Here is a 17,026-nt window from a genome sequence, read left to right on the forward strand (position 1 = left end):
TAGGCCTAGACGGGCACCGCGCCTGGAAATCGGCGGGGAACGGTCGAGGCCCCTGGTGGAATGCCGGGGCTTCGCACATGAATCAGGCCCTGCCGAGGAAATGGTTTTATGACCAGGGACTGATCTCGGTACTGGATACGGTAAGATGGCTTAAACGTTCTGCATGAACCGCCGTGGTACGGAACCGTATGCCCGGTGGTGTGAGAGGACAGGGGAGGCGACTCCCCTTCCTACTCGATTCTGCCCAACACCTCTTTCCGTGGGCCCACGTCGCTATGGGTGGAGTGGGAGCCTGCGCAGAATCCTGAACGGCGACACCACGATGTGTTGGAGAACCCTACGCTTTTCCATATTGGCGCACCTATCAAGGAGGATATCGTGCGTCGGGTCGTGGTCGCCGAGGTGAAACGTGAAGCTGAGGCGGTGATCTGTGTTGGTTTGGTGGATCCCCATGGGCGTGAGTTACCCGACTGGACCCCCGGTTCGCATATAGAGCTGGTATCGGGAGAGTGGCGCCGCTACTACTCACTGTGCGGGACACGCGATGACCGTAACCGTCTTTCCATCGCCATCCTACGAGAACCCGAGGGGCGCGGCGGCTCGGTGCACTTCCACGACACGGTCAAGCCGGGGGATGTACTGCATATCGCTGGTCCCAAGAACCATTTCCACCTGGACGAGACGACAACGCGCTATACCCTGATAGCCGGTGGTATTGGCATCACGCCGATTATTGCCATGGCGGATCGACTCAAGGCTCTCGGCAAGCCCTATGTACTCCACTACTGCGGTGCCGGACGGCGAACCATGGCCTTTTTGGAGAGAGTCGAACGTGACCATAGCGCCGCGCTAACCCTCCATGCCGGTGATGAAGGGTGTCGCCTTAATCTACCGAGTGCACTTAGCAGCCTAGCCGAAGGTGAACAGGTCTACGCCTGCGGCCCTGAGCGCCTGCTGGAGGCGCTTGGGTCGCTGGCGGAGAAGTGGCCCGAGGGTACCTTGCACGTTGAGCACTTCACCGCTCGCTCCAACATCCTCGATCCTGAGAACGAGCACGCCTTCGAAGTAGTGCTGGCGGACTCCGACCTGACGCTGCAGGTCGGTAACCACCAGACCCTGCTTGAGGCGCTAACCTCGGCGGGGGTGGATGTACCGAGCGACTGCTGCGAAGGCCTGTGTGGTACCTGCGAAGTGGCTGTGACCGATGGGAATATCGATCACCGAGACCTAGTGCTCAGCCGTACTGAGCGCGACGCTAATGACCGAATGATGGCCTGCTGCTCGCGGGCAGCGGGCAAGCGTCTGACTTTGGCGCTCTAAACGTTAACACCCTTAAAAGAACCTCTGTTTTACACTGGCACCATCGGGTACATGAACCATCAAAAAGGATAATCACAATGAAAAAAATGGCGACGTTGACCACCTTTTCAGCCCTGATGCTCTTGAGCTCTTTTCAAGGCGCGGCAGCGGCCGATACCGTGCTTCAAGTGAGTACCTGGGCGGGCCCTAACCACGGCGTTAATACCATCGTCTGGCCCACATGGGGGAAATGGGTTGAAGAGGCGACCGATGGTCGCGTCAGTGTCAATGTGACCCACGACCTTGGGCCGCCTAACGCGCAAATGGAGTTGGTGGCAGACGGCGTCGCCGATGTCACCTGGCTCTTCCACGGTTTAATGCCAGGGCGCTTTGAGCTGACCAAACTACCGGAATTCCCCACCTTTGAAGACTTTTCATCAGAAAATGCCTCCGTGGCTTACTGGCGTACTCACCAAGAATACCTAAGCGATGCCGGAGAGCATCGCGGCGTAGAAGTCCTGGGTTTGGGAGTGCATGGCCCTGGGGCGCTCTTCCTGGCTGAACCGATCGAAAGCCTTGACGATTTGCAAGGTAGACGGGCGCGCATAGGGGGCGGCGTGATGGCGGATATTTCCAGCGCGCTAAGCCTCACTGGGGTCGCACTGCCGCCAGGTGGAACATACGAGGCCGCCACGCAAGGGGTGATCGACGGTGCAATGCTAACCCTTGAGGGACTTAAGAGCTTTCGATTAGCCGAGGTATTGCCCTACACGGTACAAATGCCGGGCGGCTTCTATCGTGGCAGCTTTTCCCTGGTCATCAATCCTGATACCTGGCAGTCGCTTTCCGAGCAAGACCGTAACGCCATTATGGATGTCTCAGGCGAAAAGCTGTCCCGTCTGTTTGGTTTCATGATGGATACCGTCGATGTGCGTGGCGTTGAGTTTGCCAAGGAGGAGGGCAACACCTTTATCGAGTTGCCTGTTGAAGAGGTCGAAAACTTCATGCAATTGGCGGCTAACCTTCCCAGCGACTGGTTTGAAGTGGCAGCTGCGAAAGATGTTGATGGAGAGGCCGCCCGCGCATTCTTTCTCGAACAATTGCAGGTTGTCGCAGGCGACGATGAAGGCCTGAGCGCTGACGATGTGGTTGATCCTGACGCCTAAACTACGTGTTTTTAATGTGCTAACTCGTATTCAGTCAATGCTGCCTCGCTTAGAGAAAGATATATTGGCAAAACGTATCGGAATGAGGGAGTCTTGATCTAGGCAGTAATAGGCTTTTGGTGAGTATAGCGTTTCTGAGGAGCTGTATTGCTCATAAGCGAACTCGTTGAGTTCGCTTATGATGTGGCTGAATAATTGTGGGTTATTTATTCGATCTGGCCATGGTTGTCAGGTTTTTAACTAGAGATAAAAAATAAGTTAGAACTTATGAAGTGATACTGTTAAGGCTCTCTATGCTTTATGCATAAGTTGCCTGCTAAGTCTTCAACGACAGATATGGCGTCAAGTTTATCACAGTCGCCTGTTAAGCAGTCTCCCGTTTTAATGTCAAACGCCGCCCCATGCGCACTGCATAGAAAACGGTGGCCATCTGATGAAATGATACTGTCCGACCGATAGTTTAAAGGTAAATATTGGTGGGGGCAGGCATTAACGTAGCAATAAATCGTGCCATTTATGCGTGTTGCAATGACCGGGAAAGATCCATTGCTGCTCATTACTTCCACGCAGCGTGCTTTGCCTTCTGGTATAGCGCTAGAAGGGCAAATAACAGCCCCCTCTTGGGGGGCATTTTCATAGTTACGCCAAGCGTCATGCACGGTGTGCCCTTTTACTATTCAGCGGTACTTTGCAACACGCCGCGGTTAATCTGATCCTCTTCGATGGACTCGAAAAGTGCTTTAAAATTGCCCTCTCCAAAACCATCATCGCCTTTACGCTGGATGAACTCGAAAAAGATGGGGCCAATCACCGTTTTGGAGAAAATTTGTAGCAAAATTCGGGTTTCGCCGCCGCCCACGACACCTTCGCCGTCAATCAAAATGCCACGGCTGCGCAGTTTATCGAGAGGCTCCTGGTGGTCTTTAACACGCTCTAGCGACTTTTCGTAGTAGATGCTCGGCGGGCCAGGCATAAATTCGAGACCTGCATCAGCGATTAAGTCAGTACCGGAGTAGATGTCGTTTGTGGCAATGGCGATATGCTGAATGCCTTCGCCGTTATATTCGCGCAAGTACTCTTCAATCTGGCTGTGATCGTCGGCACTTTCGTTAATGGGTATGCGAATTTTACCATCTGGAGAAGTCAATGCACGGCTGGTAAGACCTGTCATTTTACCGGTGATATCAAAGTAGCGTATTTCGCGGAAGTTAAAGGTGTCATGGTAAAACTTATACCATGTGTCCATATTGCCGCGAATAACGTTATGAGTGAGGTGATCAAGATAGTAAAAACCAAACCCCTTAGGATTAGGATCTACCTCATCGAACCACTCAAATTCGTTTGAATAACAGCTGCCTTTTTCGCCATACGTATCAATAAAGTAAAGCAGCGAACCGCCTATGCCAATAACCGCAGGCGCATCGATGGACTTATTACCTGTGAACTCTTCTGCACCCAAGTCGACGGCACGTTTTAGCGCATGCTGAGCATCAACGACGCGCCAAGCCATTGCTGGAGCACAGGGGCCGTGCGCCTCAATAAATGCTGACGCATGCGAGTTAGGCTCACTGTTAAGCAGGTAGTTGATATCGCCTTGACGATAAACGGTGATCGACTTGTCACGATGTTTTGCAACGGGAACGAAACCCATTTGCCGAAATAAACTATCTAGTTTTTCCGGCTCGGGGTGTGCAAATTCAACAAACTCGAAGCCATCTGTGCCCGCTGGGTTTGCATCATTTATGGTTGCTTTGGGTGCGTCATGAGGGAAGGGGCCCATCGTTGTCTCTCCTTTATTGTCTTGTTGGGTGACAAGTTCAGTATAGGGAAGAGCCGGTACAATTAGGTTGCAAACTAACCTAAGATGCAGCCAAATAGTGCATAAAGTGTGCGCAAAAGGAGTGCTGTATGCACGGAATTTCATTGGATCGTTATGATCTTGCAATTTTGTCAGCATTGCAAAAGAACTCAGCCCTCACTAATTCAGAGCTGGGTGAGCGAGTCAGCCTGTCTCCCTCTCAGTGCTCCCGACGCAAAGCGCGGCTAGAAGCCGAAGGTGTGATTAAGGGCTATTCGGCTAGGCTTGATGCTACTAGCCTAGGGTTTGGGCTGCGCGCTATCACCAGGGTTAATCTCAAAGCTCATGGTGAAAGCATGGATGATGATTTTGTGACATTACTGACGAAGCACGCCATGGTTCGTGAGGCCTATTCTGTGTCGGGAGACGCAGACTATGTGTTACATATCATCGCCAAGGATCTAACAGCGTTTTCGGACTTTATTCATCATCATTTATTACCTCATCCTAATGTCACCCAGGTTCGCTCTGAAATAATACTGCGTAGTATGAAAGAGGAGCAGGGGTTGCCGGTGGAAGGTGGCTAAGTAACTGCGTTTGTTTTGTGCTGTGAGGGTTCTATGCGTCTTAAATTTCACTGTCAGAATCGAATCGGCATTCTTCGCGATATTGTGGCCCAATTTGCTGACTACAGAATTAATGTCGCGCGAGGTGAAGTGGGGGGCGATCACGGCAGTACCATCTATCTACATGTCCCACAATTACTTAATGCTCAGTTGAGTACGCTTAAACCAGTATTGGAAGGCATTCCCGGTGTGTTTGGAGTTAAGCGCGCTAGCTTGATGCCCAGCGAACGGCGCCATTTGGAGTTGGATGCGCTGCTATCCTCGCTTTCTGACCCAGTGATGTCGATAGATATGCAGGGTCGGATTGTGGCGGCCAACCGTATTGCTGTCCAGGTATTGGGGGTGCGTGTTCAAGAAGTACCAGGGCTCTCGCTGGATCGTTACCTTGATGAGGTAGATCTTCCCGATTTAATTCGCCGTAACAACTCACGCATCAATGGGCTGCGAATCAAGCTGAAAGGCGATACCTATCTTGCTGATATCGCTCCCCTGCACACCGAAGACACGAATGTAGATTCATTAGCCGGAGCGGTTGTGACGTTACATCGTGCTGACCGCATCGGTGCCCGTATTTATCAAGTACAGCGCCAAGAGCTGCGTGGCTTTGAAGCCATCTTTCAATCGAGTTCGCGATTGGAGGCCGTGATCAACGAGGCGCGTCGCATGGCGCCATTGGATGCACCGCTACTGATTATGGGTGAAACGGGAACCGGGAAAGAGCTGGTGGCCAGGGCCTGTCATTTGGCCAGCCCCCGTGGGCAAGCGCCGTTTGTGGTGCTTAATTGTGCTGGGCTTCCTGAGTCGATGGCCGAAACAGAGCTTTTCGGTTACGCACCCGGTGCCTTCGAGGGCGCTCGCCCGGAAGGAAAGCTTGGCCTTCTGGAGCTTAATGCAGGCGGTACGGTCTTTCTTGATGAAGTCGGTGAAATGAGCCCTCGGCTGCAGACGAAACTGTTACGCTTCCTTCAGGATGGCGGATTCCGTCGAGTTGGGAGCGACGAAGAAACCTTTCTTGATGTGCGGGTGATCTGCGCCACTCAGCAAAACCTACCTCAGCTATGTAGTGAAGGTCTGTTTCGGCTAGATCTTTATCACCGTCTCAATGTGCTCTCTCTACAGGTGCCCCCTTTGCGCGAATGCCTGGACGGCATCGAAGACTTGGCGGCCTATGTGCTTGATCGTGCGGCGCGTCAGATAGGCTGTCCTTTACCGGAGCTTTCGACTGCTGCGTTGGAAAAGATAACCGGCTACGACTGGCCGGGTAATGTGCGTCAGTTGGAAAATGTGCTGTTTCAGGCGGTGTCATTATGCGAAGAGACGGCCATTCAGCCAGCGCATTTGCGCCTTCCGCAGAGCGAAGTATCGCCTGCGCTTACTGGCATTCCCTTAGAGGGAAGCTTGAGCGACATGTTAGGGGAGGTGGAAAGAAATATCTTAAGTACGTTGTATCAACAGTATCCTTCCAGCCGCCAGTTAGGAAAGCGGTTGGGCGTTTCGCACACCACTATTGCCAATAAGCTCAAGCGTTACGGCATTGGTGCTCAAGAAGATTCTTAAAAAGTCCCATGGCAGGTGAATTAACTGTCACGATTTGTTTACGGGGTGTCAGAAAAACGCAACGGCAAGACCCCAGCCCTCGGCATATCCTCTTAAGCGTAACGATTAGTTTACAGTTGCACCTCTCTTATGTGGGTAGCATCGCGCCCAATGCGATGTGACCCCATTCCTGCCCTCTCGCTATCCCCATAGACTCTTTATAGATTGCTCTTGATGACTGGTTGATCACAGTTGGTTGGCTTTTATAAGTAGCTAATCGCTCTTAAGTAGCTGTTCTAGCTGCTCATAAATAAATAGCCTAAAAAACAATATCAATTTATAAGGTTTCCCAATGACAACGACAAATACGCCTCCCAATACGCTGTGGCTGGGCCGCTGGGGATTTGTACTGGCAGCCACTGGTTCTGCAGTGGGACTCGGTAATATCTGGAAGTTTCCTTACATCACGGGCGAGTTCGGGGGTGGCGCTTTCGTGCTGGTCTACCTGGCCTGCATATTGGCGGTAGGCGTCCCCATCATGATGGCTGAAATCAGTTTTGGCCGCCGCGGGCGAGGAAGCCCGGTTGACGCTATCCGTCGGGTGGTGCATGAATCGGGTCATGGTAGCTTCTGGTCGATCTTCGGCTGGATGGCCATGCTCTGTGGCTTCATGATTTTGTCTTTCTATGTGGTGGTCGCTGGCTGGTCATTCTCCTACCTGTGGAAAATGCTGAGCGGCGGACTGGCAGGCAATAGCGTCGATGACATGGCGGCAATTTTCGCCGCTAATAATGCCAACCCTTTCACGCTAGGTGCTTGGAGCACGCTAGTGACGGTGCTGACCATGTTCATTGTCGGCAAAGGCGTACAGGCTGGCATTGAAAAGAGTGTCAGTTGGATGATGCCAGGCATGGTGATCATGCTGGGTATATTGATCGGCTACGGTGCTTTTTCCGGTGGCTTTGCTGAAGCATGGTCTTTCCTGTTCTCTTTCAATACCGAAGGGTTAAGCAGTGAAGGATTATTAGCAGCGCTGGGGCATGCCTTCTTTACCTTGTCGCTCGCATCGGGTGCGATTCTTACCTACGGCTCTTACCTGCCAGAGGGGCACTCCATCGCGCGCACGACATTCAGCGTGGCCATTGCCGATACCGTTGTCGCACTAATGGCAGGCTTGGCTATTTTCCCGATTATTTTCGCAAACGGAATGAATCCCGGCCAAGGGCCAGGATTGATCTTCATGAGCTTGCCATTGGCCTTCCAAGCGATGCCGTTTGGTACGCTGTTTGGCGTTCTGTTCTTTGTCATGCTGTCGATGGCTGCGCTTACGTCGTCGATTTCGATGATTGAGGCGACAGTCGCCTGGCTTATTGCAAGCAAAGGGCTGACGCGTAAACGAGCATCGTGGGGTGTGGGTATCGTGCTGTGGTTGGTGAGTACCTTGGCAATGCTGTCATTCAACATGGGCGCGGATTGGACGTTTGCAGGTCGCACTTTCTTCGATTGGCTGGACTACCTGACCTCCCGCTGGATGATGCCGTTAGGCGGTTTGGGTATGGCGCTAATGGTAGGTTTCCTGCTGCGTACTGAAATATTCAGGGAGGAGCTAGGGCTCTCCCGTACCCAGCATGCACTGTGGCTATTTATGGTGCGTTACGTCAGCCCATTAGGCATCGTGTTAATTTTCATTGATACGCTGGGCCTAGCGACACTCCAGATAGGTACTCAGTGGCCGTGGTTGCTAGCACTGCTAGTGCTGATCACCGTGGTAGGAGAGTTCGCTAGCCCGCGATTACGTCAACCGGCTTCCTGAAGCTTTTCAGGAACAAGTGCTCAATAGATCTGAATAGAGAGATTGAAGCGCTCCCATCCACAGATGGGGGCGCTTTACGTTAGAGGGATACAATGAGCCGGTTTGCCTGCTGCCAGTTGCCCTGCCACTTCCTGTTTTAAGTTGTGGGCTAACGTTGCGGTTGACGTTACATAGCAGCGTTTTGTTAGCGAATCGGAATAGCGGTCTCTTCTTTGATATTACGTAGCACGAAATTGGAATTGACCTGGGAAATGCCATCCAAGGTGAAGAGTTTCTCATTCAGAAAGCGGTCATAAGCCGCCATGTCTTCGATAACCACTCGCAGCACGAAATCCGCGTTGCCGGTAGTGGCATAGCACTGCAGCACTTCTGGGTATTGCAGGATGCGGTTTTCGAACTCGACGGTGTTGTCGATGTGGTGGCGAACCAACGTCACCATCACCAATGCCGACAGTGGCTGGCCCACCAGGCTGGGTTCCACCAACGCCGCAAAGCGGCGGATCACGCCACTATCTTCCAAAGCCTTTACACGTCGCCAGCAGGCGGCGGGGGATAGCCCGATCTGTTCGGCGAGCTCATTGTTGGTAATGCGCCCCTGTTGCTGAAGCAGGGTAAGAATGCGCTGATCATGCCTGTCTAAGGTGATTAGTTTGGTCGCTTCTTTCATAGTGCCATTTCATTTGTTTGTGGTTTGTTGAATATCATTGCGTTAAATCTCAAAAAATGAAAGTAATGATCAATAACCAGGCTTTTGAAGAGTGAATTAGCAAGCACCTTTAGTGCGCTCTTGGCTAGACTCAAGCGTATTACAACCATAACTCTTCAACCGTACTGGTGAACTCCCATGACAACCCCCTCGATCGCTGAGCAGGCGGGTTCTATTGCCCAGCCTCTCGATATTGCACTCGATGACAATCTTCTCGATGACTATGCGCTGGCCGATCGCTATACCCGCGGAGAAGGCCGTGTCTTTCTCACCGGCACCCAGGCATTGGTGCGTATCGCCTTACGCCAAGCCGAGCTTGATTGCCACAATGGCCGCCACACGGCAGGACTCATCAGCGGCTATCGAGGCTCGCCCTTAGGCGGTGTAGACCAAGAGATCTGGCGGGCGAAAGCCGCCATGGAAGAGCACCACATCGATTTTGTCCCTGCTATAAACGAAGACCTTGCCGCCACCATGATGCTGGGTTGCCAGCAAGTCGAGACAGACCCCGATAAGCAAGTAGATGGCGTGTTTGGCATGTGGTACGGCAAGGGGCCTGGCGTTGATCGCGCGGGCGATGCCTTAAAGCACGGTAATGCCTACGGTAGCTCGCCGACTGGCGGTGTGCTGGTGGTCGCCGGGGATGACCATGGGTGTGTGTCGTCCTCCATGCCACACCAGTCTGATGTCGCCTTTATGGCGTGGTTCATGCCGGTAGTGAGCCCTGCATCATTGGCGGAATATGAACGCTTTGGGCTTTGGGGCTATGCACTTTCACGCTTCTCGGGTTGCTGGGTGGGTTTCAAAGCCGTTTCTGAAACCGTAGAGAGTGGCGCGTCGGTGGACGTGCCTCCCTTGCCAGAATATGTAACGCCCGATTTCGATATGCCGGAAGGCGGGCTGCACTACCGCTGGCCCGATCTGCCGGGGCCACAGCTTGAGACTCGCCTTGAGCACAAGCTGGCTGCCGTTCAGGCGTTTGCCACGGCCAATCCGATTGATCAGTATCTATTTCGCCAGGAACAGGCGACTTTTGGGCTAGTCACCACAGGCAAGGGCCATCTGGATTTACTTGAAGCGCTGCGTTTGTTGGGGCTGGATGAAGCCAAACTGCGTGATCTAGGGATTGAGATATATAAGGTCGGGATGGTGTGGCCTCTCCATCGCCCCGGCATCCTTGAGTTTATTCATGGCAAGCGCGAGGTGCTGGTCATTGAAGAAAAGCGCGGCATTATCGAAAGCCAGCTGAAGGAGTACATGTCGGAACCCGATCATCCAGGCGAGGTCATCGTGACCGGCAAACAAGATGAAACCGGCAAACCACTGATTCCCTTTGTTGGAGAACTGAGCCCGCGTCTCTTGGCAGGCTTCGTGGCAGAGCGTTTGGAGCGCTTTTTCAAGATTGATTTTAGCGACAAGCTGGCAACCGTTGATGCTTGCCAAGCAGGTGTTAAGGAACTCGGCGGTGTACGCCGCATGCCCTATTTCTGCTCCGGTTGCCCACACAACAGCTCGACCAAGGTGCCTGAGGGCAGCAAAGCCCTGGCGGGGATCGGCTGTCATTTTATGGCCTCGTGGATGGATCGCAGCACTGAATCGTTAATTCAGATGGGTGGAGAAGGCGTTAACTGGGTGGGCAAGAGCCGCTTTACCGGCAATGGCCATATTTTCCAGAACTTAGGCGAAGGCACCTGGTTTCACTCGGGCTCAATGGCCGTGCGCCAGGCAGTGGCTGCCAACGTTAATATTACCTATAAAATTCTGTTCAACGACGCGGTTGCCATGACGGGCGGCCAACCTGTAGATGGGCAAATCAACGTGCCCATGATTGCCCGGCAATCGCTGGATGAGGGCGTTCGCCGAGTCATGGTGGTCAGTGACGAACCGGAGAAGTACCGGGGGCATGAAAAGGAATTCCCTAAAGAGGTTACCTTCCATAGCCGCGAAGAGATGGATACGCTGCAGCGTGAGCTGCGCGAAATTCCAGGCTGTACGGTGTTGATTTATGATCAGGCATGCGCGGCTGAGAAACGTCGTCGGCGCAAGCGCGGTCAGTTGGAAGACCCTGCCCGCCGTGTGTTTATCAACCACCATGTTTGCGAAGGCTGTGGTGATTGTTCCGTACAGTCCAACTGTTTATCGGTGGTGCCTCGCGAGACCGAGCTAGGTCGCAAGCGCAAAATCGACCAGTCCTCCTGTAACAAGGACATGTCCTGCGTCAGTGGTTTTTGTCCCAGCTTTGTCACTGTAGAAGGTGGCGGGCTGCGTAAAGGCCAGGGCGTTGCGGCAGATAACGCCTTTTGGCAACGTATAGCGCATTTGCCTAACCCCTCCATTGCCACTTTGACGGCCCCTTACGACTTGCTGGTGGGGGGCGTTGGTGGCACGGGGGTGGTGACCATCGGGCAACTGATCACCATGGCGGCACACCTGGAAGGCAAGGGCTCCAGCGTGCTCGACTTTATGGGGTTTGCGCAAAAAGGTGGGGCAGTACTGAGCTATGTGCGCTTGGCATCTCAGCCCAGTGAGCTTAATCAGGTACGTATCGAAGCGGGGCAGGCCGATGCGATGATCGCTTGCGATATGGTGGTGGCGAGTTCTCAGAAAGCGCTGAATGTGCTGCAGCCGACCACGCGTATTGTGGCGAATCTGGCCGAGCTAGCCACAGCGGATTATGTGCTTTATCGCGATGCGGATATGCAGCCCAGCAAGCGTCTTAACATGTTGCGTGAAGCGGTAGGAGATGAACGCTTTGCTTCTCTAGATGCCAATCGCCTAGCTGAACAGCTGCTAGGGGATACCGTATTCTCCAATATGATGATGCTCGGGTTTGCCTGGCAGCAAGGGCTGGTGCCGCTTTCTGAGCCTGCGCTGCAGCGTGCTCTAGAACTCAATGGCGTCGCAGTGGAAAAGAACCGCCAAGCATTTGCCTGGGGGCGCTTGGCAGCGGTGGAACCCGATTACCTCCAGCAGCACCTGGATAAGATGCCACTGTCCGCGAATGCCACACTGGACGAAGTGGTAGCGCGTAATCGTCGCCACCTGGAGCGCTATCAGAACCGAGCCTGGGCTGAACGTTACGTGACCCAGGTGACTAAAGTGCGTGAAGCAGAAACAGCGCTAAAATGTGGCCAATCACTGAGTGAGGCCGTTGCTCATCAGCTCTATCGTTTGATGGCGTATAAAGATGAGTATGAAGTGGCGCGACTTTACACCCAGAGCGATTTTCTGGATGAGATCAAAGCAACGTTTTCTGGTGATTACCAGTTAACCTTCCACTTGGCGCCGCCGCTTATAGGTGGTCGTAAGGATGCTCAGGGGCGTCCAGTGAAGCGCCGCTTCGGCCCCTGGATGCTGAAGGCAATGGGCGCGTTGGCAAAGATGCGCGGTTTGCGCAACACGGCTCTCGATCCTTTCCGCTTCAGCGCCGACCGCAAGCTCGACCGCGCCTTATTGGCTGATTACGAGCAGTTGATTGATGAGTTAGTGGCACGTCTTGATGGCACGAATCACGCCACGGCATTAGCGCTTGCTAAGCTGCCGGAAGAGATTCGTGGTTTCGGACCCGTTCGCGAAACTGCCGCTGAGAAAGCTAACGAGCGTCGTGAGACGTTGCTGAAGGAGCTACGTGAAGGTCGCTCGAAGACCATCGCTGTCGAAGCTGCTTGAGGCGATCCATATAGGTATGAAAGGCCACGCAATGCGTGGCCTTTTGCTATGCATCTATACAACGACCCACTAAGCCTCTTTTCGGCGGCATACCAGCAGCCAGTGGCTTAGCAAGGCGAGTAGCCCCATCAGCCCGATCGTCAAGGCCATGGTGCGCGAGCTGCCGTCGTGGAATTGCCCGACTAATCCACCTACCACAGCGGCAATTGTCATTTGCAGAAAACCAAACAAGGAAGATGCCGCGCCTGCACATTGAGGGTTGGGCGCCAGTGCACCGGCCATTGTTTGTGGCATCAAAATGCCCACCCCCAGCATAAACACTATATGGGGGCCCACCACCGCCCAGGGGTGATGGACGCCAACGGCAGCCAAGCCCGCCATGACGAGGCCCCCAGTTGCGCAGATTACGGTGCCCAGGGTAATGAGGCGATCACGACCCAAGCGGTGGCTATATCGGCCGCTGACCAGCGTCCCGACGAAGAAGCCCGCGACAATCAGCGTGAACAGCACGCCATAAAGGGTAGGGGCGACGCCCATGTACTCGATGAGCACAAAAGATGAGCCAGAAAGGTACGCGAATAACCCGGAGAACGCGGCAGCATTCACCAAGGTGTAGCCAATAAAGGCACGCTGAGTCAGTAGTAAGCGAAAGTTAGCCAGTACGGATTTCGGGTGGATCGATTGCCGCCGCTCCTTCGCCAACGGCTCGGGCAGCATAAGTATCAGCACCGCCAGCATCACTGCCGCGTAGAGCGCCAGCACCACGAACACCGATTCCCAGCCAAAAAACAGCAGTAACCCCGCGCCTACCACAGGGGCCAGAGCAGGGGCGAGTGCCATGGTACTTGCCATATAGGCGAGGATACGTCCGGCCTCGATGGGGCCGTGAATATCACGTACCGCTGCCCGTGCTAATACCGGTCCAGCAGCACCGCCGAAGGCCTGCAAAAAGCGGCCTGCCAGTAACCACTCGACGCTAGGCGCCCAGGCACACAGTAGGCTCGCAGCGAGAAACAGCGATAACCCTGCGATCATCACCGGGCGGCGGCCAAAGCGATCAGAGATTGGCCCGCACAATAGTTGGGCCAGAGCGAATCCAGCCATATAGAGGCTAAGGGTCAGCTGTATTCGGTCTGGGCCAGTATTCAGCGCTTCTGCCATGGCGGGCATGGCTGGCAAGTACATATCCGTCGCCAGCGGGCCGAGCGCAGTCACTGCAGCCAGGGCCACGACGGTGGCGGTAGAGGGCAGCTTTAGCACCCCTTAACTCCTTTTGGTTGGATGTGATGCCCCTTCGGACACGAGACGGGCGCCTTCCCGAGTGGAAAGACGCCCGCTTATGTTAGCCTGCTTAGTATAGCTTGACTTAGCTGGCGTCAGGCTGCACCTCTGGTGCTGCCTTTTCGAAGGCTGGCAGTGAACGGCAATTGGTAACGATACGCTGAATCGTCGGATAGGCTGACAAATCACACTCGAAACGTTCCGCGTTGTACACCTGGGGAATCAGGCATATATCCGCAAGCGTAGGGGTGTCGCCATGGCAAAAATCTCCACTGCTGGGGGCATTGGAGAGCGTTGCTTCCAGAGCGGTGAAACCCTCGGCAATCCAGTGGTGGTACCAGGCTAGCTTAGCCGCTTCATCCGCTCCCATTTCTCTCACTAAATACTTGAGTACCCTCAGGTTGTTGAGTGGGTGAATCTCGCAGGCCACCGACTGAGCGAGCGCACGAACCCGCGCCCGTTCTAACGCGTTAATCGGCAGCAGGGCAGGCTCGGGATGTACTTCATCGAGATACTCGCAGATCGCCAGTGACTGGTTAATCACCGAGCTATCGTCCAACACCAGGCTAGGCACCAGCCCCTGAGGGTTGCGCATCAGGTGGTCGTCACCCCGTTGCTCACCTTTCACCAGGTTGACCGGGATCTGGTCATAATCCAGTCCCTTAAGGTTTAAGGCAATACGCACCCGGTAAGCAGCCGACGAGCGGAAATAGCCGTAAAGCGTCGTCATGTTGCCTTCCTTTATTTGGGCTGGTACTGCACTACTTGCTGATCGATCGTACCAAATATGTTGTTGCCATCGCGGTCGAACATCTCGATACGAACCCGGTCGCCAAAACGCATAAAAGGGGTTTTTACTTGGCCGTACAGTATCTGCTCCACCATGCGCACTTCGGCTAGACAGCTATAGCCAACGCCACCGTCAGCCACCGGCTTTCCAGGGCCGCCGTCGGGATCCGGGTTGGAAACAGTGCCTGAGCCAATGACAGCACCTGCGCCGAGATAGCGGGTCTTAGCCGCATGGGCAACCAGCTGTGGAAAGTTAAAAATCATATCTGGCCCGGCTTCAGGCTCGCCAAACTTCTCGCCATTCAAGTGCACGGTCAGTGGCAGGTTCACTTTACCATCCTGCCAGGCATCGCCCAGTTCATCTGGGGTCACCGCAATGGGCGAGAACGAAGAGGCGGGCTTTGCTTGGAAAAAACCGAACCCCTTTGCGAGTTCACCTGGAATCAGACCACGCAGACTCACGTCGTTAACCAGCATTACTAGCTTAATGTGCTTGGCAGCTTCCTTCTGCGTGACTGCCATCGGGACGTCATCGGTGATAACAGCGATCTCGCCTTCAAAGTCGATGCCATGCTCTTCGCTCACCGCCTCGATATCATCGGTGGGTGCCAAGAAGCAGTCGCTACCGCCCTGATACATGAGCGGGTCTGTCCAGAAGGTTTCAGGCATCTCGGCATTACGCGCCTGGCGTACCAGCTGGACATGGTTCAGATAGGCGGAGCCGTCAGCCCACTGATAGGCACGCGGTAACGGGGAGTGCAACGCACTTTGATCAAGCTTAAAAGCGCTTTCAGTACCACCACTGTTAAGCTGAGCATAGCGCTCTTCAAGCTGAGAGCTAACCGCTTCCCAGTTCTCAAGGGCAGCCTGAAGTGTGGGAGCAATATCAACGGCGCTCACAGCGCGGGAGAGGTCACGCGAGACGATGATGAGTTCTCCGTCGCGGCCCTGCTTAAGTGTTGCCAGTTTCATAGTGATTCAATCCTTGTCGTCAGGGTGGTATAGGGTTCAGGTCTGGCTTGGGTTGAAGTGGGAGCGCAGCGTCGACCAAACATCCACATAATCACGTTGACGGAAGTCAGCATTCAGTGCCGCAGGGGTCGGGTGAAAGAAGTAGCGGCTTTCAAACATGAAGGCCAGTGTATCGCCTATGAAGTGGGGCTTAAGCTCAGCGTTGGAGGCTTTCTCAAATGTCTCAGCATCGGGGCCGTGGGGCGACATTGAGTTATGTAGACTGGCGCCGCCAGGGGTGAAGCCTTCAGCTTTTGCATCGTACTCGCCATGAATAAGCCCCATAAACTCGCTCATTAGATTGCGATGGAACCAGGGCGGTCTAAAGGTGTTCTCGGCAACCATCCAGCGTGGCGGAAAAATCACAAAATCAATATTAGCCATTCCCGGTGTATCGGAGGGTGACGTCAATACGGTGAAGATTGACGGGTCCGGATGATCGAAGCTAACCGTATTGATGGTGTTAAAGTTGGCAAGATTATATTTATAAGGCGCGCAGTTGCCGTGCCACGCCACCACATCTAACGGCGAGTGGTCGAGTTTGCTCTCCCAGAAACGACCAGAGAACTTAGCCACTAAGCGGTAGTCGCCTTCGAGGTCTTCGTAGGCTGCCACAGGGCTTTGGAAGTCACGCGGGTTTGCTAGGCCGTTAGCCCCGATAGGGCCGAGGCCTGGTAGCTCTAAGGGACTACCGTAGTTCTCGCAAATATATCCCCGCACAGCATCAACGCCCTGAGCTCTGCGTACTTGGAATTTTACACCGCGTGGAATAACGGCAATTTCACCATTATCGATCTCGATGTCACCAAACTCGGTACGTAGACGAATGGCGCCCAGTTGCGGAACAAACAGCAGCTCTCCGTCAGCGTTGTAGAAAAACCGCTCGGTCATGTCTTTATTAAAGGTGTAGACATGCACGCCTACCCCAGCCTGTGTACCCGCATCGCCGTTGACGGCAATGGTAAACAAGCCATCGATAAAATCAGTCGACTCATTAGGTAATGAAACGGGATCCCAGCGCATTTGGTTAGGATCCGCCGCTGGCTTGTCTAACGGGGCCGTGTGTACGCTGTTATTTTCTAGTGGCTGATAAGCGCTCTGAACGACAGAAGGGCGAATACGGTAAAGCCAGCTACGGAAATTTTGATGACGTGGCGCTGTAAATGCGGAGCCGGTTAGTTGCTCTGCATATAGTCCATAAGCGCACTTCTGAGGGGAGTTTTGCCCAGTCGGCAATGCCCCTGGCAGCGCTTCGGTTGAAAAGTGATTATGAAAGCCATTTTGATATTTCAATTGTTTAGTCATTGTTAAGACCTGCGTTATGGGAACGTT

Annotated in this window: 13 protein-coding genes; 6 read left to right on the forward strand and 7 right to left on the reverse strand. The window is 53.8% G+C overall.

Annotated elements, in window-relative coordinates; genetic code table 11:
• The first annotated feature begins 324 nt into the window (after positions 1-324).
• Positions 325-1,320 carry a PDR/VanB family oxidoreductase gene (locus HALA3H3_RS10015; RefSeq protein WP_238326079.1) on the forward strand — a complete coding sequence of 332 codons (996 nt, stop codon included), beginning with the start codon at positions 325-327 and terminating at the stop codon, positions 1,318-1,320.
• A 77-nt stretch (positions 1,321-1,397) separates the two neighbouring features.
• On the forward strand, positions 1,398-2,465 hold the full coding sequence (locus tag HALA3H3_RS10020; RefSeq protein ID WP_022521421.1) for a TRAP transporter substrate-binding protein: 1,068 nt from the start codon (positions 1,398-1,400) through the stop codon (positions 2,463-2,465).
• A 281-nt stretch (positions 2,466-2,746) separates the two neighbouring features.
• Here the strand turns inward: HALA3H3_RS10020 and HALA3H3_RS26095 are convergent, their stop codons facing one another.
• Both HALA3H3_RS26095 and hppD read right to left on the reverse strand, forming a co-directional pair.
• The gene (locus HALA3H3_RS26095; protein WP_082116841.1) at positions 2,747-3,124 is read right to left on the reverse strand and encodes a Rieske (2Fe-2S) protein; all 378 of its coding nucleotides are present in this window, start codon (positions 3,122-3,124) and stop codon (positions 2,747-2,749) included.
• A 14-nt stretch (positions 3,125-3,138) separates the two neighbouring features.
• Positions 3,139-4,245 (reverse strand): 4-hydroxyphenylpyruvate dioxygenase, encoded by a 1,107-nt coding sequence (hppD, locus tag HALA3H3_RS10025; RefSeq protein WP_022521422.1) that lies wholly within the window; start codon positions 4,243-4,245, stop codon positions 3,139-3,141.
• A 128-nt stretch (positions 4,246-4,373) separates the two neighbouring features.
• On the opposite strand from hppD, the gene HALA3H3_RS10030 reads away from it, so the two are divergent.
• The 3 genes from HALA3H3_RS10030 (at position 4,374) to HALA3H3_RS10040 (ending at position 8,238) form a co-directional block, all read left to right on the forward strand.
• Complete coding sequence (locus tag HALA3H3_RS10030) at positions 4,374-4,850, forward strand: Lrp/AsnC family transcriptional regulator (RefSeq protein WP_022521423.1); 477 nt, start codon at positions 4,374-4,376, stop codon at positions 4,848-4,850.
• Between the two features lie 33 nt (positions 4,851-4,883).
• Positions 4,884-6,446, forward strand: coding sequence for a sigma-54-dependent transcriptional regulator (locus HALA3H3_RS10035; protein ID WP_022521424.1), 1,563 nt, complete (start codon positions 4,884-4,886; stop codon positions 6,444-6,446).
• A gap of 331 nt (positions 6,447-6,777) precedes the next feature.
• Positions 6,778-8,238 carry a sodium-dependent transporter gene (locus HALA3H3_RS10040; RefSeq protein ID WP_022521425.1) on the forward strand — a complete coding sequence of 487 codons (1,461 nt, stop codon included), beginning with the start codon at positions 6,778-6,780 and terminating at the stop codon, positions 8,236-8,238.
• Positions 8,239-8,422: 184 nt separating this feature from the next.
• Here the strand turns inward: HALA3H3_RS10040 and HALA3H3_RS10045 are convergent, their stop codons facing one another.
• A complete protein-coding gene (locus HALA3H3_RS10045) occupies positions 8,423-8,905 on the reverse strand; it encodes an Lrp/AsnC family transcriptional regulator (protein WP_022521426.1) in 483 nt (160 codons plus the stop codon).
• Positions 8,906-9,082: 177 nt separating this feature from the next.
• Between HALA3H3_RS10045 and HALA3H3_RS10050 the strand changes: the two genes are divergently transcribed.
• Positions 9,083-12,613 carry an indolepyruvate ferredoxin oxidoreductase family protein gene (locus tag HALA3H3_RS10050; protein WP_022521427.1) on the forward strand — a complete coding sequence of 1,177 codons (3,531 nt, stop codon included), beginning with the start codon at positions 9,083-9,085 and terminating at the stop codon, positions 12,611-12,613.
• A gap of 69 nt (positions 12,614-12,682) precedes the next feature.
• Here HALA3H3_RS10050 and HALA3H3_RS10055 read toward each other — a convergent pair whose 3' ends face one another.
• The 4 genes from HALA3H3_RS10055 to hmgA form a co-directional block, all read right to left on the reverse strand.
• On the reverse strand, positions 12,683-13,873 hold the full coding sequence (locus tag HALA3H3_RS10055) for a multidrug effflux MFS transporter (protein ID WP_022521428.1): 1,191 nt from the start codon (positions 13,871-13,873) through the stop codon (positions 12,683-12,685).
• 106 nt (positions 13,874-13,979) lie between these two features.
• Positions 13,980-14,624: a maleylacetoacetate isomerase gene (gene maiA / locus HALA3H3_RS10060; RefSeq protein WP_022521429.1), complete on the reverse strand. Its 645-nt coding sequence runs from the start codon at positions 14,622-14,624 to the stop codon at positions 13,980-13,982.
• A gap of 11 nt (positions 14,625-14,635) precedes the next feature.
• The gene (locus HALA3H3_RS10065) at positions 14,636-15,655 is read right to left on the reverse strand and encodes a fumarylacetoacetate hydrolase family protein (RefSeq protein WP_022521430.1); all 1,020 of its coding nucleotides are present in this window, start codon (positions 15,653-15,655) and stop codon (positions 14,636-14,638) included.
• A gap of 36 nt (positions 15,656-15,691) precedes the next feature.
• Positions 15,692-16,999, reverse strand: coding sequence for a homogentisate 1,2-dioxygenase (hmgA, locus tag HALA3H3_RS10070; protein WP_022521431.1), 1,308 nt, complete (start codon positions 16,997-16,999; stop codon positions 15,692-15,694).
• Positions 17,000-17,026 lie beyond the last annotated feature (27 nt).

The sequence above is a fragment of the Halomonas sp. A3H3 genome (assembly GCF_000982975.1).
Classification (GTDB): domain Bacteria; phylum Pseudomonadota; class Gammaproteobacteria; order Pseudomonadales; family Halomonadaceae; genus Vreelandella; species Vreelandella titanicae.